Here is a 22481-nt window from a genome sequence, read left to right as displayed (position 1 = left end):
TGTACATTGAACAGACGTAGAATCAATTGTCTATTCATAACGTCAGAATTATCTTTTCCATACATCCACATGCATCTATCCTTACGACAATATATTGGCAAACTGAAATGAAAAGGAATGAGATTATGAAACAATACAATCTGGGCATTGAAGCTACATTGGAGATTATCGGCGGCAAATGGAAAGCCCTAATTATCTGTCTGCTCATGACCGGTGTCAAACGAACCAGTCAGCTAGAACGCAGTATCACAGGCATTTCGCAAAAAGTACTCATTCAGCAGCTACGCGAGCTGGAAAGCGATGGTCTGGTGGAGCGCAAAGTATATGAGCAAATGCCGCCACGCGTCGAATACAGTCTGACTCCATATGGCGTCACCGCCATCCGCATTGTGGAGGTCATGTGCGCATGGGGGACGGAAAATATCCATATGCGTCAGCAAGCCGGTGAGGAGATTGAATTATTGGAAAACGAGTCGGATGCCTCTCGTGCCTCCATTTCCTACTAAATCAATCAGCAGGTAGTCGACGTGTACTGCTCTGTCATGATTGACGTTTTTCCTGTCCGGGTAAATGCAGCACGAACAGGAATGAGAATGATCAACGAACAGGAGTATAACGACATGCTAGGGAAAAGACCATTTCCATCACAGGTGCAGGAACCAGACTCGGAAAAGGCACTGCCATTGGACTTGCACAAAAAGGGCATTAGGTTATTGCTACCGTTGAAACGATCTCTCAGGCTCCACCGTTGCAGGATTATGCTAAGGAACAGGGTTTAAATATCGAGGTGTTCAAGCTGGATGTGAACAATCCGCTGGATTGTGCTCAGGTAGATAAATATGACATTGATGTATTTGTTGCCAATGCTGCGATTGGACAGGGCGGGCCACTCGCTGAACTACCAGTCGAGAATCTACGTCAAATTTTTGAAAAGAATGTATTCCGTTCATTAGAGCTGGTACAGCTCGTTGCCAAACAAAGGGTTGCGAAGAAAAAAGGCAAACTCATCACCTGTATCCTTATCTCTGCTCAATGAAACAACAGCATATACATCCACATGAGCTTATAGTAATGATCCAATTTTTTCGGTACGTGATCAACATAGAGATACCAACAATAACAATATTCGCCAAAACGTAAAGAATCGTTATGATTCTTCCCAGACCTGTATAGGGGAAAAATCCAATCTATAGCATCGTCGTCACAATTGTTGGCATTAATAAAAACACAATTCGTGTAAATAGTCGAAGCTCTTTTGATCCGTCCATTCCGTTCTCCTCTGCTGTTGGGTTAATAAGGTTTATAGTATACACTCTCCCTTTATACAGAAAGGTTATCAACGTCATATACTATAGTGCAAATGTTATGAATAACATTCAAATACCAGTATGCTTTTCTTCTAATTTCTCTATAAATTGTTTTTCTATCTGTTGCAATTCTTGCTTTAGATCTAATGGATTCCCTATTCCTTTTTCGCCTTCTTTTAAGTAAATGTATCGATGCCAGTCATCACTGTTGATATATACATTAACAATATCCTCATAGCTATATACAAGTTCACTATCTTCCTTACTGATAAGGAACCCGGAGTATAGGTCAAGCAATTTGTTTAGAGGCGCATCCATCGCTTTGAATAATGTATACATTTCTATCATAGGAACTCTTCTTATATTCGTAATATCGCGGGCACCTACATATTCATATGTAGCAATTTCATTTATCAATTTATATTGATGTTTTTTAAAAGAAGACTGTGCTTGCCGAAGTGAGAAATGGTTCGCGCCGCCTTCAAAATCCACGTCATAATACTGTAAGTAATCGTCTTCCCAATAACAAATAGCACAAATAAAAAAAGATCCTGGAGGTTCCTCATCAAGAGTCCTATATCCACAACACGGACATACATACATCGTTGTAGTTCACTCCTTGTTCAAAAATCTGACGCGATCCAATCCATAAACTCGATACAAAAAGGCTGCGTCTCCGGTTTGAGACAATATTCAATGCGTTCTCGGAAGTTTTGCCATTGCACTTTCGATAATGCTTCTTCTATCGGGAAAAGCGCGATTCCAAACTTTCTGATGTAGCCATCAGTTGCCCACCTACAGGTTTTTCCAAAAATAACGTATTACAAATCGAGCGGCTAACATTTTGAAAAATCCCGCAAAAGCGCACAATCTCAATCTCGACTCCAGATTCTTCCTTTGTTTCTCTGATCACCGCCTCACTCAATGATTCTCCCTCTTCAACCTGTCCGCCCGGCATTTCCCATCCCCGCTGGGGTCCGCGAATAAACAGTAATTCATTGTGTTCGTTAATCACAATAGCTGCGGCAGAAACAATATCCTTTGGTGTGTTCATATATAATCTCCTTAGTTTCGACCTTGATTATGATACATCACTCCATCTCCAGCTATGAATCCCCGTAACCCATCTTCATAATAAGGCATCAATTGTTCCGCCTGCGCGATATCCAACCATGCAATCTCTGCGATCTCATCCGCTCGCACCAATTCTTCCACACCGCCGACAATCTCACCCTTAAACGTAAAAAACAACACATGCTCTTGCTTTTCCACAAAGACGCGTTCTTGGATCGCTACGATTCCATGAACTTGAATATCCAGTCCGGTCTCTTCTTTCGCTTCTCGAATTGCTGCTTGCTCCAGAGACTCATGATCCTCCACCGCTCCACCCGGCAAAGACCAGCGGTCACCAGCAGGGTCTATGTTGCGAACAGCTAAGACTTTAGCTTGGTTTGCATCGGTAATGAAGGAATAAACTACGTTAACTCTGATCATGATTTTGTGCTCCTTTAATTTGTATGTATTCATATGGTTAAATATAGCTTTCAAATCTTTGATACTGTTTTGAAATTGGGATCTATTGGAGTCGTCCTATGCTTCTAAACATAAAAAGATTGACCATATCCCACTATAAAGGCTAGCTCCAGATCAAATCCCTAGCAGCTCTCTATATTTCGCCTCTCTCATTCGTTTCTTTTCTACTTTTTCAAAGTCTGTTAGTTGACTGATCCGCTCATACGAAGTCAACCCTGTTTTCTTCAAAATCTGCAAGTCTACTTCCATACACCAATCGTTTATATTAAGATGCTGATTATAGACCTTCCCAGGCTCTTCCTCGGCATTGACGATCACTATTTCTCCATCATCCAGAAAGATAGAATAGTCTAATTCCTGCGTTAATACACCCTTGATTTGACCTAAAATGGGATGAGTAATCTGCAAAATTATAGCTTTCACTTCTTCATCTTCTATCGACAGCGCTCCATTAGCAAAGGAATGTTCTTCCTTTTGTAAATAAAATAGATCCGTGTCACCTACAATGATCGACTGATCCAGCCCATACCAGCACGGGTTCCATTTCATAATCATTAGCAAGCTTTCCCCTCACAATCCAGCAATTTCAGACAATCTCTACTTTTCAATTGTAATTTTGATTTTTTTCCTCATCTACCAGAAATCGAATAAAAATTTCACTTTACACGATGTACAAACCCAAGCAAGCTATACTGTCAAAACATCGATGGAACCTACAAACCAGCCGCCTCTACTATACTTTCCGTCAACTGATCCACAGCAAACCATGTCGATGCATCGTCTTCGACCATCCTACTCCATGCCACTACAAAATGAATCTGACATAGCTCTCCAGCAGCAATTGTCGTCATCGGAACCTGTAAACCATACTTGGAGCTCCACACTTTGCTATCTGTATTACTTATACCGTGCATATCTTGACCAAACAACAACGGCACACCATCACCCTGATCGCGCCGCAGCATTAGCATATCCCGATCCTGTGTACCCAGATGCAGTCGATATACTTCGTTACTATACTGAGCAGCTTCTAAATTTTGCCCTGTATCTGAGCCGTAGTCTGTCCATGTATATCCCTCCTGCCAGTTAGCAGCAAATGTACACTCGGGTATAGCTCCGTCTAGCTTTGGCTTTATTCGAAATACGGCTGCCCAGCACGCTTCTACACTCATCCCTTCAGGTAATTCAGGATTAAGCTGACAAAGAATCAGCTCGCATTCCAGCGTATCCTGATGGTATACATACAACAGCGTATCGTTCTTTAACGTATAGCTCCGATCAGGATGAAGCGACTGCTCGGATAACGAGACGGACAGTTGAATGGTGCCTAATGTCGTATGTATTTGAGGTGCGATGCCATGCTGTTCCTGCATTATAGGTTGTTGCATAGGGAATAAATTCATGCTGATTCCTCCCTTTTCTACTCGCTAAAATCGATTATCAAACTTCCATTCTCCATTTACCTTGATGATCGAATACGCTGTTTGATCCGTTTCCTCATTTTCCCACTTTCTTGTCACATAGATATGAACCTCTGTATCACTCACTTCATCGATCTCGTCAATCGTACATGCAACAAGATCCAAAGTATTTTCACTAATATGTGCGTATATCTTTTTCATTTCGGCGATGCTTTTATTCCCACTGCGATCACCGGAACACCACTCATACACTCGTTTAACAAAGTCATCTGTAGCAAATGTACTCCATTGATTAATTTCATTAAAAGTTTGAAAATAGCTCGCGATCGTAAGCTCAAGTGCCGAATTTTTGGCGTGTAAGCCATTTACCTGCACATTAGGTTGAGCACTTACCTGACAGGAGCATAGCAGGATCATTACAATCAGCGCTATACCTAGTTTAAAATGATTCATAATTAGAGCCCCTTTTCTGTTTCGATCTATCATTACTATGTATAAAAATAGTAATCGAACTCTACGTTACTGGCAGTGTATGAGACGGACATTAACGACTCCGCTCATTTTCCGTATACGTATTGCGTAGTTCACGCTCGTATTCGTCTCATGTAAAAGTAAATGGCCCCAGTGCAAGAGAACGATCATCTGGCTCCATTTTAAAATCCTGCCACGTCACCAAATCTCCTGTGCGCTCCACAAATACCGAAATAAAGCCGCAATCTTCATCGCCGCACCATGAGCATACCATTAGCGGATAGCGATAATACAAATAGGGATGCATGTCTTCAAGTAAAAAGTAATCGATATTTTGTTGCTGAAATTCATGATTGCCCCAGCCAAAGCATGGAATCCTATCATGTTGTTTTAGCATATCGTACATCGATCGCCCATCTATAAGCACATCCATAAAAGATTCACTTTTGTCTCCAAACGGATAATGGTTGGAATCAGGGCTTGGCTGTAAGCGTTTCACCTGAAATTGATGCACATGGTTCATTCTGCTCGTACCTTCCTCCATATCTTTTCTGCAATATGACCCGATATTTCATCGTCTAGTGGTCTGTGCTCATACCAAAACTCATACGTATCTAGTGCATCTTTATAGCTCCCATCCGATTGTTCAACCCTACTCTCTATCCAGCTTATTTTAAATTCTGATAGCAAATTGGGAACTTGGTGCGGATCTGAAAGCTCATAATGATTACGTATGTACATCCCCAACGAGAAATGTAAACCAACTGTATTTTCCAACTCTCGTAGCTGACTCTTACTTGTATCATCCAAATCATGCTCCACTATGTAATCGATTAATCCAGTTAAGGAATCAATAGCTATCTTTTCCATCGTTCACTCCCTTTCTGTTATTCAACATACTGACGCATAGTATTAGCTTTAAGTTGCTAACAAGCTTGCTTTTCATAACGAAGGATCTTTACCACGTGCTTCATACCATTGCAACGCCTTTCTCTCCATCTCTTTTATAAAAGGAGTTTTGGCTACACTATAGTCTCCCGTATTATCAAATTACTGAGCAAGCTGTTCCTTTAGCCTGGCATACCGCTGCGCTTCATCAGGATGAACTCTCAGGTAATCGCGAAATACTAAATGCCGCTTGATCTCTGGATGAGCGAATGGATACATATGAATATGATGTGTACGATTCTCTCCACCTTTGCTAAATAAGCGTCTGCCAGGTATCCCATATTCTCCTGCTACCTTGTAGCCCAGTGCTGTCATCGTATCATTGAAGCTATCGATTCTTGTCGTATCATGCACGATACAAATAATATCAATGATTGGCTTTGCTTTTAATCCTGGCACAGATGTGCTTCCAAAATGCTCATATTGAATAATCTCGTCCCCATAGATTTGCTTCAATATAGTTATTTCTTCGTCATACATTCGTATCCAATCTGCCGTGTAGTCGGATAAACGAATTTGCATGCCAATCCCTCCCTTTTCTATCTACACTTCTTCTGTACAACTTTACTTCATTTTCCAAAAGAGTAAAACACCCAAATTCCATCCTTCCACTTCGCATACTAGCGTATTACTGCTTCGACTTAGTCGCATCGGGTAATTGTAATCAACCCTAATTCATCATCATCCATATAAAGGATTGACGAGTTTTCTTATCTATATTGATCAGATCTATATAGGCACAATCAGGTGCTGAGAGGAGCAAAAGCATGAACGTTCGAAAAGCACTTATATCAGGTGCAAGTATTGCCGGACTTAGCACTGCGTTCTGGCTGAGCAAGGCTGGCTGGGAGGTCTCGATCATCGAGCGTGCTAGCGCATTCAGAGATGGTGGGCAAAATGTCGATGTACGCGGCATCGCACGCGAAGTTCTACAGAAGATGGGACTGGAAGATCAGGTTCGCCAGCAGACGACGACCGAGGAAGGTACTGCATTTATTAACGAAAAAGGGCAGGTTGTCGGTGCTTTTCCAGTAGAGGATTCCGACGGTATGACCGCAGAGCTGGAGATTCTGCGTGGTGATCTGGCACGTATCGTACTTGAAGCACTACCATCCACGATCGACATTCGTTATGGCGATTGGATTGAGCATGTATCTAATGGTACAGATCATGTAGATATCCAGCTACACTCCGGGCAAACGGAGACGTATGATCTGCTCATCATCGCCGAAGGCATTCGTTCTCGCACACGAGATCAGGTGTTTGGCGACCGCGTCGCACGTAACGAGCTTGGTCTAAATATTGCATATGGAACGATTGAACGCGAAGCTGGCGACGATCGCTGGTGGCGCTGGTATACCGCAACAGGCGGCCGTCAAATCTCGCTTCGTCCAGATAATCAGGGAACGATTCGTGCGATGCTTGCCTTTAAGGATAATAAGCACAATCTGGCATCCCTTCCTACCGAGCAGGCACTTGCGGAGTTAAAAGTGATTTTCACAGGTGCTGGCTGGCAGGATAAGCGAGTCATTGAGGGATTTGCTACATCGAAAGATGTGTATTTTGATTATTTAACACAGATTAAGATGTCTACGTATTCGGAAGGTAGAGTATGTGTGACAGGAGATGCGGCATGGTGTGTAACGCCAATCGGTGGTGGCGGCTCGTCTCTGGCATTGATCGGTGGTTATGTACTAGCAGCCTTTCTGTCGCAAGCAGAATCTAATGTAGTGGATAGCATTGAAAGTAGCCTGACCCAATACGAGCACTGGATGCGCCCGATGGTCGATAAAGCGCAAAGCTTGCCGCCTGGCACGCCAGATCTCTTTTACCCGCAAACCAAAGTCGGCGTAGGTACGATGCAAACCTTTATCCGAATCGCCAGCTTCGGCCCATTCCGCAAACTTGCTTCACGTATCGGTCATGTCGCGCGTACGAAGCAGGAGCTGCCAGAGATTCAGATGGTGCAGGCTACGCCGTAGGTACAGTTATTACAGCTAGGTTTGTATAAACGCCGTTTAGCCAGTCGGTAGCCAATGAATACGACGCGCCGTTTAGGCTTGTTTGACCGTATCTATTATCTAGTATTTATGTAGTATCTATAACAGTAATTTGAATATGTGAGACTATGCTTCAACTGAGCTATCCCCTATTGAGATAGCGTTAGCTTAATCTAGAGTAGTTTTTATTATTCGCCCCTGTAGGAGAAAGAATGTCGCGTATATTCTTATCTCATACAGGGGTATGATTTGGGATTTTAATATAAACTGATTAGCATGTGAGGCGATACAATATGCTATTATTGCGCGCTCTTAATCATCGCGCTAACGCGCTACATATGATCTCCTCTAACCACTTCTTTTACGAAAATAAAGCGATCTTCCGCATTCCAGCAATGCAGGTCATCCGCGCAATAACCGCGTAGCCATAGCTCACCATTCATGTGTAGTACATAAAAGCCCTTCGGGAACGTATCATCTTGGCTAATCGGATCAGATGCAACGGTAACAGAACCAGAAGGGGCTTGATTTTTGCGTAACTTCCCGTCTACATCTTCTAGCTGATCCGTGTACTGCATTCTAAGATAAGGCGCCAACTCAAGTGGACATAGTGTCAGACCGAGCTGCTGAGCTGTAGCGAAAATACGTGCTGTTGTCGCTCCATCTGGAAATCCTAGATTGTGAGCGGCTAGCTCAACGGTGCACAGGCTATATCGAGTAGGAGAAAGTACCATGCGTGCATCATTGAGCAGCAGCTCTGCATAGGTATTGAGATGGATCGAATGCTGGTGGAGTCGCTGAAGTAGCTCGGTTCTGTCTAATCCGCCCAGTGTAATGATTCGTTCAGCGACAGAACAAGCAGGATATATATTTTCGTGTAAGTCAGGCATAGGCTATACGCTCCTTCTCGGTTATTGCTTAGCATAAAACACACATTGAAACCGCTCAATACCTGGATATTTCTCACCTAAACTTACAATATCAAATCCAACTTTTTCATAAAAGTGTACGGCATCTTGATCTGTTTCTGCTTTCAGAATCTGTATCTTACTATCCTTTATATAATTCATGAGCATATCACGTCCAATCCCATACCTTCTGTAATCGGATCGAACAGCGATATGACGGAGCTCTGCTACACATTCAGAATGATGCTCGATCCCTATTAATCCGATTAATTCACCTGCATCGCTCTTACCGTATAATTGCCTTGATTCCATACGTTGATACTCTACCAATTCTCGAAGAATAGCTTCCTCATCTGCATACATACAATCTGACAATAAGCGCATGATAGCAACGTGATCATGATAAGTTTTTAGATCCATCCATTCACTCATCATCTCCGATAATCCGGCTCTGGTAGAGCGATTGGCGTTGGATTCGTCAGCACCCATTTCACAGCCAGCTCACACAATCTTGCTGGTGCTTCATAATCATCTCCATGCTGAAGATCCTTCGCTAATACCGCTGCTTCCTCAAGCAGGTCAGGTTCCAGTGGAACACCCATGCTAAAATAATGCAGAACCGCTTTGAGTATTTTGCGAAATTCTTTATCCCAGTTGCCGCCGCCATTATTCATAATCTCATATGAGATTTTCCCGGTTACCCGAATGACCTCACCCTGTACTGTCTGTGCAGCACCTTGAGATGGAACCAGCCAGCTCCATAGCTCATCGTGCTGCTCCTGCCAGCTTGTTTTCGATACCGTAATCGGCGAGACACCATCATGCATATGGCGCTTTTCGATGGGTGTTACATCGAAGATCTCATATAAACGTCGCAGTGCAGCATCCGTCTCGTCGACAGAATCCTTATTGAAGCCCGCTCGGTGAAATTCAAAATTCGCTCCAATGCGCTCTACATACCCCTGCATATCAGGCGTTCTGATCGCTCCAGCTTCCAATAGCATCTTCGCAATCGGTGCCATTCCTGTAATATTGTTATTCGAGCAGCGAGATAATGCTTCTTGTAGCGGTGTTTGACCTGACTTATTCACCGCATTCACCTGTGCCCCTCGATCCAGCAGCATACGCACCGTATTCGGATGAAATGACGTTGCCGCCCTAAACAATGGTGTCTCTCTATCGCGATCCAGCGCTTCGATATCTGCACCCAGCTCGATCAGCAGCTCGGCATGTCCACACCAGCTTTGCGCATGGCTGTGCAACGGTGTTTTGCCATATTCATCTCTTGCTTCAATATCTGCACCATGCTCCACTAACCAGCGAATCCATTCCGGTGAGATGGAATAGAAGCTCAATGCGGGCTGTTTGCTATAGCCACCATAAGCATTAATGTCACTTTTGGTGAATACCTCTTCTAACACACTCAGATCACCAGCTTTGATAAGCTCATCGAAATTTTTCGGTAATGTTTTTCTTTTCTTAGCCATATGTATACGCGCTCCTTATGCTCAAGTGATATCGTCTTACATTATTTCATCTAACCTATAGTAAACCGCTGATCGTATACTGCTTTTCTAACTTATCAATCTACCTGTATCCTGCAAACTCTAAATCCATCTACATATGTATTCAGATACCATTATCCAATCTATGCTGCACTTGAACAACCCTGCAATCGGCACTATTTTTGTGATCCTGCATCCTTGATCGCTCTATCCTTTGCTATGTACGTCTAAGCCTGTCTGAAAAAAAGAAGTCTTCCAATCAATCTCAACCCTACCAGCAAGCGATTAAAAATAAAGCGTTAATATCCCAAAAAGGAATACCAACGCTCCACCTTATTTTTTACTTCTCATTTTGCCCACCTCAACCATTAAGCATTAAACGATACCTTCAAAAAATTGTCCACGTATCGGTAAAATAATTCTGGCTCACTCAAATGCACATTATGATCCTCGGTCGTCATCTCATAGGGCATCACACAAGATAACAGACTCTTCATCTTCTTCCACTCGTCATCCGGTAATGATTCACTGTTATGCGCCCGCACGACCAATGTCAAACAATTAATCTGCTCCAAAATATGATACCAACTCACATTGTGCAATATATTCGCCGCCATCGCCTGCCGACTGAACAAAAAGGTAACCCCTTCCTCCGTCTCCACCAGACTTTTCATAAAATACTGACAGCTAATCTCTGTATCCTGTGTTGCGCGCAAATACTGCTCTGCCGCAGTTCGACTAATAAAAGGAAGCGGCCAATCTGCCGTTACCGGATCAGCTTCGGGTAGTTGCTCCAGTGGAATGGATACCCGCTCCTCTGGTCCGAATGCTGCTTTATCCAAAATCGCCAGCGAGATGACTTTGTCTGGATGAGCTGCTGTTAGATAAGCGCCGACCTGCCCACCAAGTGAATGTCCGATCACAATTACGTGTTCTACTCCAAGTGCATCCAGCAGCTGACACGCATCATCAGCCAATTCCTCTACCGTATAGCGTCCTAAAGGCTTATCACTCAGCCCATGCCCACGATGCTCCGGTGCAATAATCCGGTATTGCCCTCCATATTGCTGCATAAAGTCATACCATGTCTCTGCTCGTCCGTATCGACCATGCAGGCAGAGAATGACAGGGCCTTCTGTATGGGTGTCGAGATAAAATAATTTCACTTCACGTAACTGTATCGTATGTCGGTGGATATTGATCATATGTAGATTCCTCCAATGATTTTTTATGTTTAATTATACATATTCACTAGTTAATCCCCAGTAAGCATCGGTATAATTTCGGGGGTGTTCGAGTAGCTTTTTTGAGCGTCTGATCCATGCTTGTGAATCTTGTGAACGGGCATTTTGCTCCAATTGATTTAACTTATTTAATATGAAGTGTGTATATTGATTCTAGACTAGTATAGTATGTTTCTCTATCAAATATCATACAATTCACTTTATCGAACCACTTAACTTTAGTTCCAATATCGATCATGCCTGTATTTTGATTACATTCACTATTGTCATATCCTGTACGATTCCAAATTATTTTATCATTGGATCTGATTACTTCTGCCACTATAATAGTGCATGATAAGTCACAATCATCCGGGCACATCAAAACAGGGAGTATGCTTGGAGAATCATCTGAATAAAAACGTTCAATAACAAGCTTTGCCTCTTTGCTATCCATCCAATCGACGATCATAGGAATGAGTCCACGTAATAATTGATCAGGATAGAGCTTTTGGAGTAGTTCATCTAATGGCATTCCATCTATGGTTATTACGGTATGTTCAGCATCTATGTACATAGTCTTCATCTGGACAACCTCTAATATATTCAGCATTTTACTACCTCCTTACTTCTATAATTCCTCATTAATCATGCTATATAAATCTGTAATATCCAACAAGTATAAATGAAAGTAGTTTCTCTCAAATACAATATGATCTACTTTAGCGTTTTTGAAATTAGTGGAACATAGAGCGCAATCAAGAAAACAAGAACAACTTAAATCTGCACTTTCAAACACACAAGTTTTCAAATTGCATGCTTTAAAATTAGTTTCTCTAAACATCGATCCTGTAAAGTCCAGCGCTAGATAGCAATATTCAAACGTCATCCCGCTTAAATCTAAATACTTCATCTCGCCCGTATCCTGAACTTCAACGTTTATAAAATGATTATAGCCGCTTTGGATATAATGCATGAATTGCTCCAATGTAATTTCTACATTTGTTAGTTTTTTCATATATTTATAATTTTACTCCTTCCTTTTTTATTGATTCATATCCTTGTGACACATTTCCCTAGCAACTTCGAACTTGATTCGATGCGTTTTACTTAGCCCTTTGATGTAATCATTGGTCGTACAGCTACTATAGTCAACTAACTTCGGACTCCCTTTCTCTTGTAAGCTAGAATATTGCTCATACTCAATCTCCATACAAATAATAATTTTGCCATCTACCAATAACGTAAAAAAATCTGTACCGTCATCAGGTATCCAGTACAGTGTATACGCAGTAATAAAACGACCTACCACTTGCTCTATACATGTTCTTAGGCGACTCAATATATAGATAGACTTCATTCAGCAGTTATCCGCAATGCTCACAAGCATACACCCCTTTATAACAAACGACATGGGCATCTTCCTCACGCATAAATGCCTTTATCTGTTCACGACCTTCCTCTGGCTTATACCATTCCAGAATAGACCGCAAATCCAGACAACGAAATCCAATACCGACAAAGACATGTTGACTATACTCACAATTGGTACAGCTTAATGTTCCTGCTACCCCCATATCCCACTCTCCTTTTACAGAACTTGATGGCATACGCTGTACAAGCCCTTTCTTATTCAATAGTAAAAAGAGCCTTATGCGAATAGTCTAAAGCTCTCTCTCCGCTACTACATGATACTATTTTCCACAACATTCATTATGCTATTTATTCGATACTCCTCTACCCCAGTACCTTCTTTCTCAACCCCATCACAACTAACAACGCCTGCACCACAAAACATCCTGCCAATGCCGCATACACTGCCATAACTGTCGGCAACACCAGCAACACCACCGCAGCCAATACTAGCAGGCCAGCCGGCATATAAAATGCAAACACACGCTGACGCTTCGACTTCGCTCGATTATGGAATACAAGCGCCGCCGATAACGTATACAGCCCAAAGCCTGACAACCCCAACCAGCCAAAGCTTCGTACACTCAGACCATGATGAAACCCATAATACACAACGCTCGCGATAATTCCGAGCGACATATACATAAACAGATGACCATAAATAATGAGCTGTCCTGAATTTTTCTGTTCTTCCTCAGCTGTATGCTCAGACGACTCAAAATAATGCCACCAGATCGCCACTGCCATCACAAAGCCGATCAGCGCAGCTGCAATCGTATTCATCGTTACCGTTTCCTCACGCAGCCCATTTACAATGACTAGAATCATTTCACCAAGCAAAATAATCGTCGCCAGCCCATACCGTTCTAACAGATGCGGATGATGCACCGGCAGCCTGATCAGAATACGTCGACCAACCAATGGCAACGCAATATCCAGAAAAATACCAAAATAGAGCGCGATAAATTTCCAATCTCCCGGCAATAATACTGAGCTAAAGCTAATCAGCGCCCCGACCAGAAAGCTCAAGGTCAAAAAGCGTGCAATCTGCCGAGGCACACTTTGTCCATTTTTCCATACACGGGCATACATGAATACCGTTGACAACCGAATCCCCACATAGCCGATCATAAAATATAAATAATACGCTTCAAAATCAATATTAATACTCGCCGCCATCACGATAACAAATGCCATTTGTACAAAATAGTTCACACGCTGCGCGGTATCATCTTTTCCAAATCGATTCACATATACGGTAAAGCCCGTCCAGGCCCACCATAGCGGCACAAAAATCAGTATGTATTTTAAAATAATGGACGCTTCAATCGCACCATGATGAGCATGGGTGAGCACATGTGCAGTGATCGAGATCGCCGCAACATAGATCAGATCGTAGAACAGCTCAAGCCACGTCACTTTTTTATGAACAATAGGGTGTGTAATCTGAATTCACCTTCTTTGTTTTATTTCCCATTATAGCTAATTTGAAGGGTATTCGTTATAGTTTTTGCTTGGTTTACTGCTGGTGCTATGAAGATGAAAATGCTGTACGTTTTACTTCATGTACTATCACTCTGTTTGACGCATTTATACGATAATAATCAATAATCAATTCTTGTCTGCCTATATTTGTTAATAGTAGGATTCTATTTGTATACTTGAATGAAGCTATAGCTATAATCATACATACTGCTGATATGGAGAGCATCCTATGACAATAAAAAGAAAATTAATTCGCTTCGCTCTGATCATCATTATTCTAGTAGGCATTGTCTCGCAAAGCTCCTATTTACAGGGGAAGGTTGCCTACGCCAGTATATGGATTTACCTTACACTACAACAGGAACATCGAAGTATTATAGATATCGAGTATGTGGCCGCATTTGGAAATTATATTGCAGTTATTGTGAATGACAATGGTGAAAGAAGTGGCATATCCTTATCCCCTAGCTTCTTTCCCGTCATGATCGAGTATGACTCTGCTCATCCACCTGCATAGGAGCGATATGGAGTCGCTTCCAGAATGAACGCGCAAAAAAGCGACGATGTCTTCTCGGTTCATTCGAAAAGAGTCGTCGCTTTACTGGTATGCTTTGGTGCTATATTAAACGCTGTTTTACTTTATAGCTAAAGCCTCACTCATGCGTCTATGCTTCTATCTTCTTTTTAGGCAATTGAATGACTGCTTTACTATTACCTGTGAATACCTGTGAAGCTAAAAGTATCATTAACTTCCATGACATAGTTAGAGACTTTTTGTCCTTTAGGCATATCGAATACGATATAACGATTAGACTTGATATGTACATAAAAACTCACATGATGCTCATTCAAAAACTGTGTTGATCCACATGTTTATTTTTAATAGTGTAGGGCATAGAGTTATATCAGTCACTACAACCCCTGTCGTTCCTTCCACCGCTGAATCTGCCGGGTCACTTCCTCACTAGCAAACACATCTCCAATATGCCGCACCTGCTGCGCTGTAGCTTTATTTTGCTTCAGTGCAACCAGTACGATACTTTCCATTGCTACCCATGATGTCTCCTGATAAATGGCGATCGTTTCAACCAGGACAGCATCCGACCATGGCTGATTACTCAATTCATACCATATGATATGCTCCTTCACACCATCGTTAACGGCAAGCTGGTGCCTCTGTTCTCTAATGATCTGCAAAGCATTCCGACTTAAATGACGATGTAGCTCTAGCTGATCCGATAGATCAAGCTTATTGATCCAGTGCTCCAGATCAGCTAGATGATGGTTCAATGCTGCGTTTTCAATCTTGACGATAATCGCTGAGGTATTGATCTGATTCATCTCCTTAGGTTTTCTTCTACTCACAACATACCCGTTCATTAGATATGAGCCCAGTATACGATAGCTTCGATATGAAATAGAACTACTGTATAAACAACGTAGAAATTACATAATACAAGTGTTGCCTAAACGTACTACCTACCAACCAGACTAACAAAATAAAAGAAGCTTGGTTGTAGCATAGCATGTATATATGCTAGTACAGCCAAGCTTCTTTTATTCGTGTTATGTATTTAATTCGCTTTCCATAATACTGGATTTAGGCATTTTTCTTGATCTAAAGAACTGATTAGCTGGCTTATTGAATAGCATTAACAAAGCAATAATTAGAAAAATAATTCTAGGAATCATATAGTCATGCTGGACAATAAGCGCAACGATTCCCCAACCAATGATAAACCAACGTCCCAAACTCATACCAATAAATGATAAAATGCCTCCTGCTAATAAAAAGCATACGCTAGCTAGCATAACTAAAAGGAGTACAAAGAGAAGAGGAAGCTCATCAGGTGTTCGTTCTGTAATAGGTGACTTTATCAATACAGCCGTATACATAATAACTCTAATCACTGAATACACGATGAGAACAATCGAAATTAACGCTACAGACCACGGTCTTTTAACCACACATACACTCCTTATCCCAACTCAACTGAGTTAAACCATATATTGCTTGCTATATTGCTAAGCAGCTTGCTTCATCGTAAAATAACCTCGCTCTTAGCGCAACACCAATATTACTATTCGTTCATTTAAATGACTTCATAATATCATTCCACACCCATTTTAAAGTCAATAAAAGAAGTATTTCACAAGAGATATGAACGCTCCCTAATGTCATTTGAACATGTGAGAATTTATCCCAAATATGATGTTACATTGGTACAGCAGTATATATTCATCATCTGCATATTACTAAGTAACTAATTTTTATAATCTATTCACTTTTAGGAATTACGTCCGATATAGATTTAGTTGATATTGTTACTATGTACCTATTTTTTAAAAAAATCAGTAAAAAATTTATTCGAACAGGCATGATATCCAGCTTAAATCTAACAGCACTGACAGAAAGGACAACTCACACATGAATAACCCTAACACCGAGATCATCTGGCAACGTAACAAACTAATCAGCTATATGCTGTGGGCGATCACCGCCATTAGTGCAGGCATTACCTTCCTCATTCCTACGTTATGGATTTCTACACTCGTTTCGATTATCGTAGCGTTAATTATTACAGGCTTGAATCTGACTAAAAAAGGCGTACATGTCATTCCGTGGTTTGTTACGATTAGCATCATTGCAAGTGGAATCTATGTAAGTCTGGAATCCATTAGCACTATGCAAGGACTCCTGATCGTTGCTCCACTCCTGCTTTATCCAAATAGCAAATATTATAATATTGCGTTTTCCAGTCTACTGATTTATTTTATTTTGCACATTATCATTGCTCCGGCAGCTACGCCGACGCTGGTCGTTACCGATCTAATCAATCTCAGTATGTTTTTGGTCGCAGGTATTATTTTCATTACAGTATCCAGTGTCAACCGCAAGCTGTTCCATGCAAGTGAAATTCGTCGCGTCGAAATCGAGCAATCTCAGTCGCGTATGGAGCTGGTGATGCAGCAGGTGAAGCAATCGGTTATCGGGCTAGCACGCTTTACTGAACAGCTCAAGCAGAAGGTGAATGAAACAGGCACGATCACAACTGAAGTGACTGCTGGCTTCAATCAGGTAGCACGCAGTGTAGAGCAACAGGCAAGCAATGTATTTGAAATCTCGGAATCCCTATCTGTATCCGATCGTCATATTCAGGATGTGGCTGCATACTCCTACCAGATGAAGCAGCTATCTGACACGATGACGACCAGCACAGAATCAGGTAGTCAGCGTATGGAACAGCTGAATACTCAGATGGGTCAGCTGCATGACATGACGAATCAGGCGACTCAGGATATGCAAAAGTTCAACGAGGAAAGCCAATCGATGAGCTCGATGCTGAACAGCATCTCTGATATTGCACGTCAAACGAATCTACTGGCGCTGAATGCAGCGATTGAATCGGCGCGTGCAGGCGAGCATGGTAAAGGCTTCGCTGTCGTTGCCGATGAAGTGCGTAAGCTGGCAGAGAGCTCCGGTCAATCAGCAACGAATATTGCTGAAATTCTGAATCGCCTGCAAGCTCGTACACGTGATCTGAACGAGCGCTTCCACAATATTCAAAGCTCGCTGGAGGAAGGTCGCACCTCAGTACAATTGGCGGCTGACGTATTCCGTGACGTGAATACTAGCTCTCAGCAGGTACTGACTCAAGCTGTAGATATTGAGAGCAGCTCCGCTACAATGAAGGATTCGTCAGCGCGTGTCGTTAACGAAGTAACCGAAATCTCCAGCATGACCCAGCAATCCAGTGCAGCGGCTGAAGAAATTCTAGCAAGTATGGAACAGCAGCAGCATCTGACTCAGCAAATGGTGAATAGCTTCGCTGAGCTTGAAGTTCTGTTCAAAGGCTTGAACGATCTGGTATTGACTGAGGAGCATGGGCAAGCAGCAGCATCTGCTTCTTCCACACCATCCCAAATGAATGCTGGGCAACCAAAGCATAAAAAGGATGTTCCAGCTGCTTCGTCTTCTACAGCAACCGTTGCGTAAAGGCGATAGCTACTACAGTTAGTTGTTACTTCCAGCTATTACGTTTATATGACATCGAAATATCTACCGTATTAAAGTTGAGAATAAGATCGACCCCTAGCCGCTTCTCTTAGAGGAGCGGCTTTTCTCTTTTGCCATAGCATAACCTTCTACTTCTACTTCTACTTCTACTTCTACTTCTACTTCTACTTCTACTTCTACTTCTACTCGACCAGTATGTCCTTAGGCTGTCATCTATTCAACCTCTGTTTCCACATCTCGCTCCACAATTTACAGTTCACCTACCAAATTGAGTATAATAATGAAGAATCTTATTCCTATACCACTATTCATCCTAGATAAGAGAGGTCACACCCTATGTTCTTTATTAGAAAAAAAGCCATGCAGCGACTCGCTGAGCCATATCGTGAGCCAGATATGTTCATGTGCTATGCCACACCACAGCATCTACATACGTATTCAACACGCGCTTTATTGCTGGTCAATCAGGACAAGCTGGTCGTCTTGTTTCTTAATCTGTTTTCTACTCGTGTTGTGCATTGTTCTGAACTAGCCATTGCCGATCTACAGGAGCAGAAGTTCAGGTCTGGCGTAGGCCTGGAAGCGGTCTGGTCATTTCAAGTAAACGGAGCCAGCTGGCGATTCCAGATTATGTGGACGATTCTTACGCTGGGCTCGATGCAGCGTGATTTTCTTGAATTTCTCCAGTTTCGGATTGTAAATTAGGCGATATTGCTGAAATGCTTACAAAGCTGATTAGAAGTTAATAAAGAGCTTATTATTCAAGCACTAGCAATCGCAGAGTCGATGATACTAAATAACAATCAGCAATCACATTATGTATGCAAAGGGGCGTTTATTCATGAATGAAGCATTAACCGTGTTACTTGCCGAGTGCTGGGAGCAGCTGGATCAGGCTTGTCAACGCACGCAAAAGCATCTGGAGGATATGGGCCAACGAAGCAAGCTACAGACAGGAGCGCGTGACTATATTCGTTTTGGTTATCGTAAAGGCAAATTCAGTAGCAGTGCAGGATTGATGTTTGTGGAGATTGAACGTCCTTTTTCATGGAGCGATAACGCATATACATGGGAATCGGAGGTAGATATTACCGCGCTTACCGATGAACAGCTAGTACACGAATGGTGGCCTGTGCTGGGCGAGCGCGTACGAGAAGCATTTGAGGCTGACCGCTACGGCGGTATATTTTTTGATTATCAATTAGAATTCAAGCTCTATATTGAGCGTGAGCAAGTGAAGGATCATCTGGAAGCACAGGAGCACTGGATCAATCAAACGAAATTAAAGCAAATACAGGACGTATTCCAGCAATTCATCGCTGATAAAATCGCCTCGCCTCTGCCCCACTATCCAGCACAGAAAGACCTGTTCTTTTTCAGTCGATTGCTCCTCAATGTAGACGTCCATCCTGTAGCGACAGCCGAGCGAATTCAGCTCTGTGAACAAACGGATCAGAAGCTAGCTGCTATACCGAAGCTACTTGAGGAATGGAAGCGTTGCTTACGAATGGCACTGAAATTTTGGGCAAATGAGCAATTTTTGCCGCCTTATATTGAAAATGACAACAGGTATCGCATGTCACTCAAGCCAGCAGAAGAACGTCCTGAGCTGGATGAACAGCAGCTTGAGCTATTTATTTACGCGGCACTTCGTATTGGTGGGGATGATACCGTTACGCGGCAGGAATTTTTGGAGATCGCGTCGCAGCTTGGTTCACAGCAGGCAACGCAGTTTTTGAAGGAAGGTAGCGGGCAGATCGAAAGCAAGCGCAAGACACCACATATGCAAGGACAGGCCAATGATATTTTACAAACGATTCAGTTAAAGCTCACGGGTGATACCGTTGATAGCTATCGGGATGGGCTGCAATACATATGTGATCTGATGCAACAGAACTTTCCATTTGAGTACACGCTCAAGCTTAGTGGCAGTAAGATCAAAAGCTTCCTTCCTGTGAAGGCACTTGCCAGATCAGCACTGCATCGATTTTTCGCTAATGCATTGCAATATCCAGAGCTGCATCCTCTACTGGAGCAATATGCGAGACTGGTGATGAAGGAATTTGCCTTTTATAACGATGTGGAGCCGGGTGAGAAATCGGTTATGACAGGCACGTACGCGGTGCTGGGACTTGCATTGCAGGATCAAAAGTATTTCCCACTGCTGACGGATTATATGCGGCTGGTCGATACAGAGCATCAGTCTGCACATGATGGATTCGTGCTAGCCTTTCTCGATACCTATCCGCTCACTACGGAGCTATTACCACTGCTGCTAATTATCCTCGCGGGTAGCGGTCAATCGGCGAAGCCTGTCAAAGGGCTGGCTGATCATTTTGAGCAAGTCGAGCTGGCACTGGAGCTAGATCGTCAGTTAGCACAATGTGAAGGCTATGAACGTGAGCAACTAATGTACTTGATCTTCGGTAGTGATAGCAAACAGAAAAAATACGCAAAATTCGTAGAAAAATTACGCTCCGAGCAACGATGACGATGACGATGACGATGACGATGACGATCAATTGTCGAAACTCGAATGCTAAATCTCCAGTCTCAAATTTCCATAGCATACGATCAAACACAGAATATAGATCACACAACATTTTAGGATGAAGGAGTAATTGCCATGACGAATCAATCGAATCAATCGAATCAATCAACCTTACAAGCTGCGGCTTCTGCATTTGTTCAGCAGCATCAGCTATACAATGAGAAGTATGGATTATTTGAAGGAAATGGGATTATCGCTTTTGCAGAGTCTACACCGTTTGAGAGCGATGAACGGATTCCACTCTCACCTGAGCTAGAATACTGGTACAGTCATTATGAGATGATCGATCCTAAGAAACCCGGAGAAAATCCTCGAAAAAATGCAGCCGTCTTAATCGGGGACGGTATCCTGCTTTTCTTTGCCGCTCCAGAGGATTTATATGATTTACAATTGGGGCGTCGCTGGGTGGGGGTAGGCGATCCGGATCAGCTACAGGAGTCGGAAAATTGGCGTGCAGAGCATGTGGTCATCGCCACGTTTAATGATGATCCCGTCATTGCCGATACATCTACACCCGGTACTCCCATCTATGTCGCGTATGACACGGGTAAGCCCGCACTTGCAGCAGCATCGCTGGCAGATTTTTTTGCAGCGCTAGCGATTTTGATTGAAGCCGCTACAGAACTAGGCGGTGAGATTCGAGACGAGGATACCGATGAAGTGAAGCCACAATACCTGGAACAGATCGAATCCAAATTGGATGAGCTACTGGGTGAACAAGCGGCAAATGAGCTACTACTGTATTTGTCACTGCGTTGGGAAAGCTGGGAATAACTTTTGGATACGAAGCTTCATGCTATGCTATCCCATCCCTTATGAAATGAGGTCAAGCTCATGATCTATGTCGCTCTACTACGTGGCATTAATGTCGGCGGGAAAAATAAGATCGATATGAAGCAGCTCAAGCAAGCATTTGAGCAAGCAGGCATGACAGCGGTCGTTACGTACATCAACTCAGGCAATATTATCTTTGCGAGCGAGCTACCACAGCATGAGCTATCTCCCCTGCTGGAGAAAAAGATTCGCGAGGTATTTTCACTTGATATTCCAGTGATGATTCGCAATCTTATTGAAATCACAGCAGTAATCGAAGCCTTACCCGAAGATTGGACGAACGATGACCAGATGAAAAGTGATGTGCTATTCCTCTGGAACGAGATTGATGATCCGTCGATTATCGATAAGCTACCGCTCAAGCCGAATATGGGTACAGCACACTATATTCCTGGCGCTGTGCTACTAAACATTCCTCGTGAAAATGCTGCTCAGAGTAGGATGAACAAGCTAGTTGGCTCCAAGCTGTATCGTTATATGACGATCCGTAATGTGAATACGACAAGAGAAATTTATCGTTTGATGCGTAGTATAGCTGAATAGAAGAATCTACCGTAGAAGACTAGATCCTAGTTTCAAACTGCATTGAACGACGTTCAATGCAGTTTATTTTCGTTAGCCTACACCATAAATGTGAGTCTCATTATTTGTTTGAATTTTGTTGTTGGCTGATATTGCTCTATTCCAGGATTGAATCGGCTTCAAAATCTAATGAATTTCAGTCCAACCACCAGTCCCTTAGCCGAGCTAAATCATAAAATTTGATGATGTATAGTAAGTTTGACATTGTACAATACTTACATTTGAGATTGTACGCCATTAACGAACTTATGGTTTGATGCAGACATTATTTCATAAGGCGGA

Annotated in this window: 26 protein-coding genes and 2 pseudogenes; 9 read left to right on the top strand and 19 right to left on the bottom strand. The window is 42.6% G+C overall.

Translation table 11 applies throughout. The features are described from left to right. Positions 1-125: 125 nt before the first annotated feature. Together IEX62_RS14660 and IEX62_RS14655 are read left to right on the top strand one after the other, a co-directional pair. On the top strand, positions 126-506 hold the full coding sequence (locus IEX62_RS14660; RefSeq protein WP_229685809.1) for a winged helix-turn-helix transcriptional regulator: 381 nt from the start codon (positions 126-128) through the stop codon (positions 504-506). A gap of 242 nt (positions 507-748) precedes the next feature. After that, entirely contained in the window at positions 749-1036 is a 288-nt protein-coding gene (locus IEX62_RS14655) for an SDR family NAD(P)-dependent oxidoreductase (protein ID WP_229685807.1), read from the top strand. A gap of 706 nt (positions 1037-1742) precedes the next feature. Here IEX62_RS14655 and IEX62_RS23815 read toward each other — a convergent pair. From IEX62_RS23815 to IEX62_RS14610, 9 genes and pseudogenes are all read right to left on the bottom strand, one after another. Continuing rightward, positions 1743-1910, bottom strand: a pseudogene (locus IEX62_RS23815) (CPCC family cysteine-rich protein); the annotation flags it as partial. A 20-nt stretch (positions 1911-1930) separates the two neighbouring features. Next, positions 1931-2361 (bottom strand): annotated as a pseudogene (locus tag IEX62_RS14645) (NUDIX hydrolase). Positions 2362-2372: 11 nt separating this feature from the next. Further along, positions 2373-2801 (bottom strand): NUDIX hydrolase, encoded by a 429-nt coding sequence (locus IEX62_RS14640; RefSeq protein WP_188776280.1) that lies wholly within the window; start codon positions 2799-2801, stop codon positions 2373-2375. 153 nt (positions 2802-2954) lie between these two features. Then, the gene (locus IEX62_RS14635) at positions 2955-3395 is read right to left on the bottom strand and encodes a hypothetical protein (RefSeq protein WP_188776279.1); all 441 of its coding nucleotides are present in this window, start codon (positions 3393-3395) and stop codon (positions 2955-2957) included. 158 nt (positions 3396-3553) lie between these two features. Next, the gene (locus tag IEX62_RS14630) at positions 3554-4243 is read right to left on the bottom strand and encodes a hypothetical protein (RefSeq protein WP_188776278.1); all 690 of its coding nucleotides are present in this window, start codon (positions 4241-4243) and stop codon (positions 3554-3556) included. 24 nt (positions 4244-4267) lie between these two features. Continuing rightward, complete coding sequence (locus tag IEX62_RS14625) at positions 4268-4714, bottom strand: hypothetical protein (protein ID WP_188776277.1); 447 nt, start codon at positions 4712-4714, stop codon at positions 4268-4270. Between the two features lie 148 nt (positions 4715-4862). Then, positions 4863-5255: an oxidoreductase gene (locus IEX62_RS14620; RefSeq protein ID WP_188776276.1), complete on the bottom strand. Its 393-nt coding sequence runs from the start codon at positions 5253-5255 to the stop codon at positions 4863-4865. Then, on the bottom strand, positions 5252-5602 hold the full coding sequence (locus IEX62_RS14615; RefSeq protein ID WP_188776275.1) for a hypothetical protein: 351 nt from the start codon (positions 5600-5602) through the stop codon (positions 5252-5254). Before IEX62_RS14615 ends, IEX62_RS14620 begins: the two co-directional genes overlap by 4 nt. 180 nt (positions 5603-5782) lie before the next feature. Further along, on the bottom strand, positions 5783-6202 hold the full coding sequence (locus tag IEX62_RS14610; protein WP_373289139.1) for a GrpB family protein: 420 nt from the start codon (positions 6200-6202) through the stop codon (positions 5783-5785). A 245-nt stretch (positions 6203-6447) separates the two neighbouring features. Between IEX62_RS14610 and IEX62_RS14605 the strand changes: the two genes are divergently transcribed. After that, the gene (locus tag IEX62_RS14605) at positions 6448-7662 is read left to right on the top strand and encodes an FAD-dependent monooxygenase (protein WP_188776274.1); all 1215 of its coding nucleotides are present in this window, start codon (positions 6448-6450) and stop codon (positions 7660-7662) included. Positions 7663-8012: 350 nt separating this feature from the next. Here the strand turns inward: IEX62_RS14605 and IEX62_RS14600 are convergent, their stop codons facing one another. The 8 genes from IEX62_RS14600 to IEX62_RS14565 all read right to left on the bottom strand — a co-directional run bounded on the left by IEX62_RS14600 (position 8013) and on the right by IEX62_RS14565 (position 14148). After that, positions 8013-8570 carry a helicase gene (locus IEX62_RS14600; protein ID WP_188776273.1) on the bottom strand — a complete coding sequence of 186 codons (558 nt, stop codon included), beginning with the start codon at positions 8568-8570 and terminating at the stop codon, positions 8013-8015. 21 nt (positions 8571-8591) lie between these two features. Beyond that, entirely contained in the window at positions 8592-9023 is a 432-nt protein-coding gene (locus tag IEX62_RS14595) for a GNAT family N-acetyltransferase (RefSeq protein WP_229685805.1), read from the bottom strand. Next, complete coding sequence (locus IEX62_RS14590) at positions 9020-10075, bottom strand: ankyrin repeat domain-containing protein (RefSeq protein ID WP_188776272.1); 1056 nt, start codon at positions 10073-10075, stop codon at positions 9020-9022. The genes IEX62_RS14595 and IEX62_RS14590 overlap by 4 nt, the downstream gene beginning before the upstream one ends. 386 nt (positions 10076-10461) lie before the next feature. Next, complete coding sequence (locus IEX62_RS14585; protein WP_188776271.1) at positions 10462-11298, bottom strand: alpha/beta fold hydrolase; 837 nt, start codon at positions 11296-11298, stop codon at positions 10462-10464. Between the two features lie 163 nt (positions 11299-11461). After that, positions 11462-11929 (bottom strand): hypothetical protein, encoded by a 468-nt coding sequence (locus IEX62_RS14580; protein WP_188776270.1) that lies wholly within the window; start codon positions 11927-11929, stop codon positions 11462-11464. Positions 11930-11947: 18 nt separating this feature from the next. Further along, entirely contained in the window at positions 11948-12334 is a 387-nt protein-coding gene (locus IEX62_RS14575) for a pentapeptide repeat-containing protein (protein WP_188776269.1), read from the bottom strand. A 349-nt stretch (positions 12335-12683) separates the two neighbouring features. Beyond that, a complete protein-coding gene (locus IEX62_RS14570) occupies positions 12684-12893 on the bottom strand; it encodes a hypothetical protein (protein WP_188776268.1) in 210 nt (69 codons plus the stop codon). A gap of 160 nt (positions 12894-13053) precedes the next feature. Beyond that, positions 13054-14148, bottom strand: a complete 1095-nt coding sequence (locus tag IEX62_RS14565) for a low temperature requirement protein A (RefSeq protein WP_188776267.1) — start codon at positions 14146-14148, stop codon at positions 13054-13056. A 295-nt stretch (positions 14149-14443) separates the two neighbouring features. Between IEX62_RS14565 and IEX62_RS14560 the strand changes: the two genes are divergently transcribed. Next, positions 14444-14731 carry a hypothetical protein gene (locus tag IEX62_RS14560; RefSeq protein WP_188776266.1) on the top strand — a complete coding sequence of 96 codons (288 nt, stop codon included), beginning with the start codon at positions 14444-14446 and terminating at the stop codon, positions 14729-14731. A gap of 395 nt (positions 14732-15126) precedes the next feature. On the opposite strand, the gene IEX62_RS14555 is transcribed toward IEX62_RS14560, so the two are convergent. Together IEX62_RS14555 and IEX62_RS14550 are read right to left on the bottom strand one after the other, a co-directional pair. Further along, positions 15127-15555, bottom strand: a complete 429-nt coding sequence (locus IEX62_RS14555; protein WP_188776265.1) for a hypothetical protein — start codon at positions 15553-15555, stop codon at positions 15127-15129. A gap of 225 nt (positions 15556-15780) precedes the next feature. Beyond that, a complete protein-coding gene (locus IEX62_RS14550) occupies positions 15781-16182 on the bottom strand; it encodes a hypothetical protein (RefSeq protein ID WP_188776264.1) in 402 nt (133 codons plus the stop codon). A gap of 460 nt (positions 16183-16642) precedes the next feature. On the opposite strand from IEX62_RS14550, the gene IEX62_RS14545 reads away from it, so the two are divergent. The 5 genes from IEX62_RS14545 to IEX62_RS14525 all read left to right on the top strand — a co-directional run bounded on the left by IEX62_RS14545 (position 16643) and on the right by IEX62_RS14525 (position 22160). Continuing rightward, positions 16643-18211 (top strand): methyl-accepting chemotaxis protein, encoded by a 1569-nt coding sequence (locus tag IEX62_RS14545; RefSeq protein WP_188776263.1) that lies wholly within the window; start codon positions 16643-16645, stop codon positions 18209-18211. A 357-nt stretch (positions 18212-18568) separates the two neighbouring features. Next, complete coding sequence (locus IEX62_RS14540; protein WP_188776262.1) at positions 18569-18937, top strand: hypothetical protein; 369 nt, start codon at positions 18569-18571, stop codon at positions 18935-18937. A 136-nt stretch (positions 18938-19073) separates the two neighbouring features. After that, positions 19074-20723, top strand: coding sequence for a DUF6138 family protein (locus tag IEX62_RS14535; RefSeq protein WP_188776261.1), 1650 nt, complete (start codon positions 19074-19076; stop codon positions 20721-20723). Positions 20724-20858: 135 nt separating this feature from the next. Then, positions 20859-21557, top strand: coding sequence for a hypothetical protein (locus IEX62_RS14530; protein WP_188776260.1), 699 nt, complete (start codon positions 20859-20861; stop codon positions 21555-21557). Between the two features lie 60 nt (positions 21558-21617). Then, on the top strand, positions 21618-22160 hold the full coding sequence (locus IEX62_RS14525) for a DUF1697 domain-containing protein (protein WP_188776259.1): 543 nt from the start codon (positions 21618-21620) through the stop codon (positions 22158-22160). The last annotated feature ends 321 nt before the right edge of the window (positions 22161-22481 follow it).

The organism is Paenibacillus hunanensis, assembly GCF_014645615.1.
In the GTDB taxonomy this organism is placed as follows: Bacteria; Bacillota; Bacilli; order Paenibacillales; family Paenibacillaceae; genus Saccharibacillus; species Saccharibacillus hunanensis.
Note: the sequence above shows the minus strand (reverse complement) of the source record. Positions and strands in the feature narration are given on the sequence as shown.

Coding starts and splice junctions, on each gene's coding strand:
- IEX62_RS14540 (WP_188776262.1), top strand. CDS start 18,569: ATGTTCTTTATTAGAAAAAAAGCCATGCAGCGACTCGCTGAGCCATAT.
- IEX62_RS14620 (WP_188776276.1), bottom strand. CDS start 5,255: ATGAACCATGTGCATCAATTTCAGGTGAAACGCTTACAGCCAAGCCCT.
- IEX62_RS14660 (WP_229685809.1), top strand. CDS start 126: ATGAAACAATACAATCTGGGCATTGAAGCTACATTGGAGATTATCGGC.
- IEX62_RS14615 (WP_188776275.1), bottom strand. CDS start 5,602: ATGGAAAAGATAGCTATTGATTCCTTAACTGGATTAATCGATTACATA.
- IEX62_RS14570 (WP_188776268.1), bottom strand. CDS start 12,893: ATGGGGGTAGCAGGAACATTAAGCTGTACCAATTGTGAGTATAGTCAA.
- IEX62_RS14630 (WP_188776278.1), bottom strand. CDS start 4,243: ATGAATTTATTCCCTATGCAACAACCTATAATGCAGGAACAGCATGGC.
- IEX62_RS14635 (WP_188776279.1), bottom strand. CDS start 3,395: ATGATTATGAAATGGAACCCGTGCTGGTATGGGCTGGATCAGTCGATC.
- IEX62_RS14590 (WP_188776272.1), bottom strand. CDS start 10,075: ATGGCTAAGAAAAGAAAAACATTACCGAAAAATTTCGATGAGCTTATC.
- IEX62_RS14595 (WP_229685805.1), bottom strand. CDS start 9,023: ATGATGAGTGAATGGATGGATCTAAAAACTTATCATGATCACGTTGCT.
- IEX62_RS14545 (WP_188776263.1), top strand. CDS start 16,643: ATGAATAACCCTAACACCGAGATCATCTGGCAACGTAACAAACTAATC.
- IEX62_RS14560 (WP_188776266.1), top strand. CDS start 14,444: ATGACAATAAAAAGAAAATTAATTCGCTTCGCTCTGATCATCATTATT.
- IEX62_RS14525 (WP_188776259.1), top strand. CDS start 21,618: ATGATCTATGTCGCTCTACTACGTGGCATTAATGTCGGCGGGAAAAAT.
- IEX62_RS14530 (WP_188776260.1), top strand. CDS start 20,859: ATGACGAATCAATCGAATCAATCGAATCAATCAACCTTACAAGCTGCG.
- IEX62_RS14585 (WP_188776271.1), bottom strand. CDS start 11,298: ATGATCAATATCCACCGACATACGATACAGTTACGTGAAGTGAAATTA.
- IEX62_RS14605 (WP_188776274.1), top strand. CDS start 6,448: ATGAACGTTCGAAAAGCACTTATATCAGGTGCAAGTATTGCCGGACTT.
- IEX62_RS14610 (WP_373289139.1), bottom strand. CDS start 6,202: ATGCAAATTCGTTTATCCGACTACACGGCAGATTGGATACGAATGTAT.
- IEX62_RS14580 (WP_188776270.1), bottom strand. CDS start 11,929: ATGCTGAATATATTAGAGGTTGTCCAGATGAAGACTATGTACATAGAT.
- IEX62_RS14555 (WP_188776265.1), bottom strand. CDS start 15,555: ATGAATCAGATCAATACCTCAGCGATTATCGTCAAGATTGAAAACGCA.
- IEX62_RS14535 (WP_188776261.1), top strand. CDS start 19,074: ATGAATGAAGCATTAACCGTGTTACTTGCCGAGTGCTGGGAGCAGCTG.
- IEX62_RS14575 (WP_188776269.1), bottom strand. CDS start 12,334: ATGAAAAAACTAACAAATGTAGAAATTACATTGGAGCAATTCATGCAT.
- IEX62_RS14600 (WP_188776273.1), bottom strand. CDS start 8,570: ATGCCTGACTTACACGAAAATATATATCCTGCTTGTTCTGTCGCTGAA.
- IEX62_RS14625 (WP_188776277.1), bottom strand. CDS start 4,714: ATGAATCATTTTAAACTAGGTATAGCGCTGATTGTAATGATCCTGCTA.
- IEX62_RS14640 (WP_188776280.1), bottom strand. CDS start 2,801: ATGATCAGAGTTAACGTAGTTTATTCCTTCATTACCGATGCAAACCAA.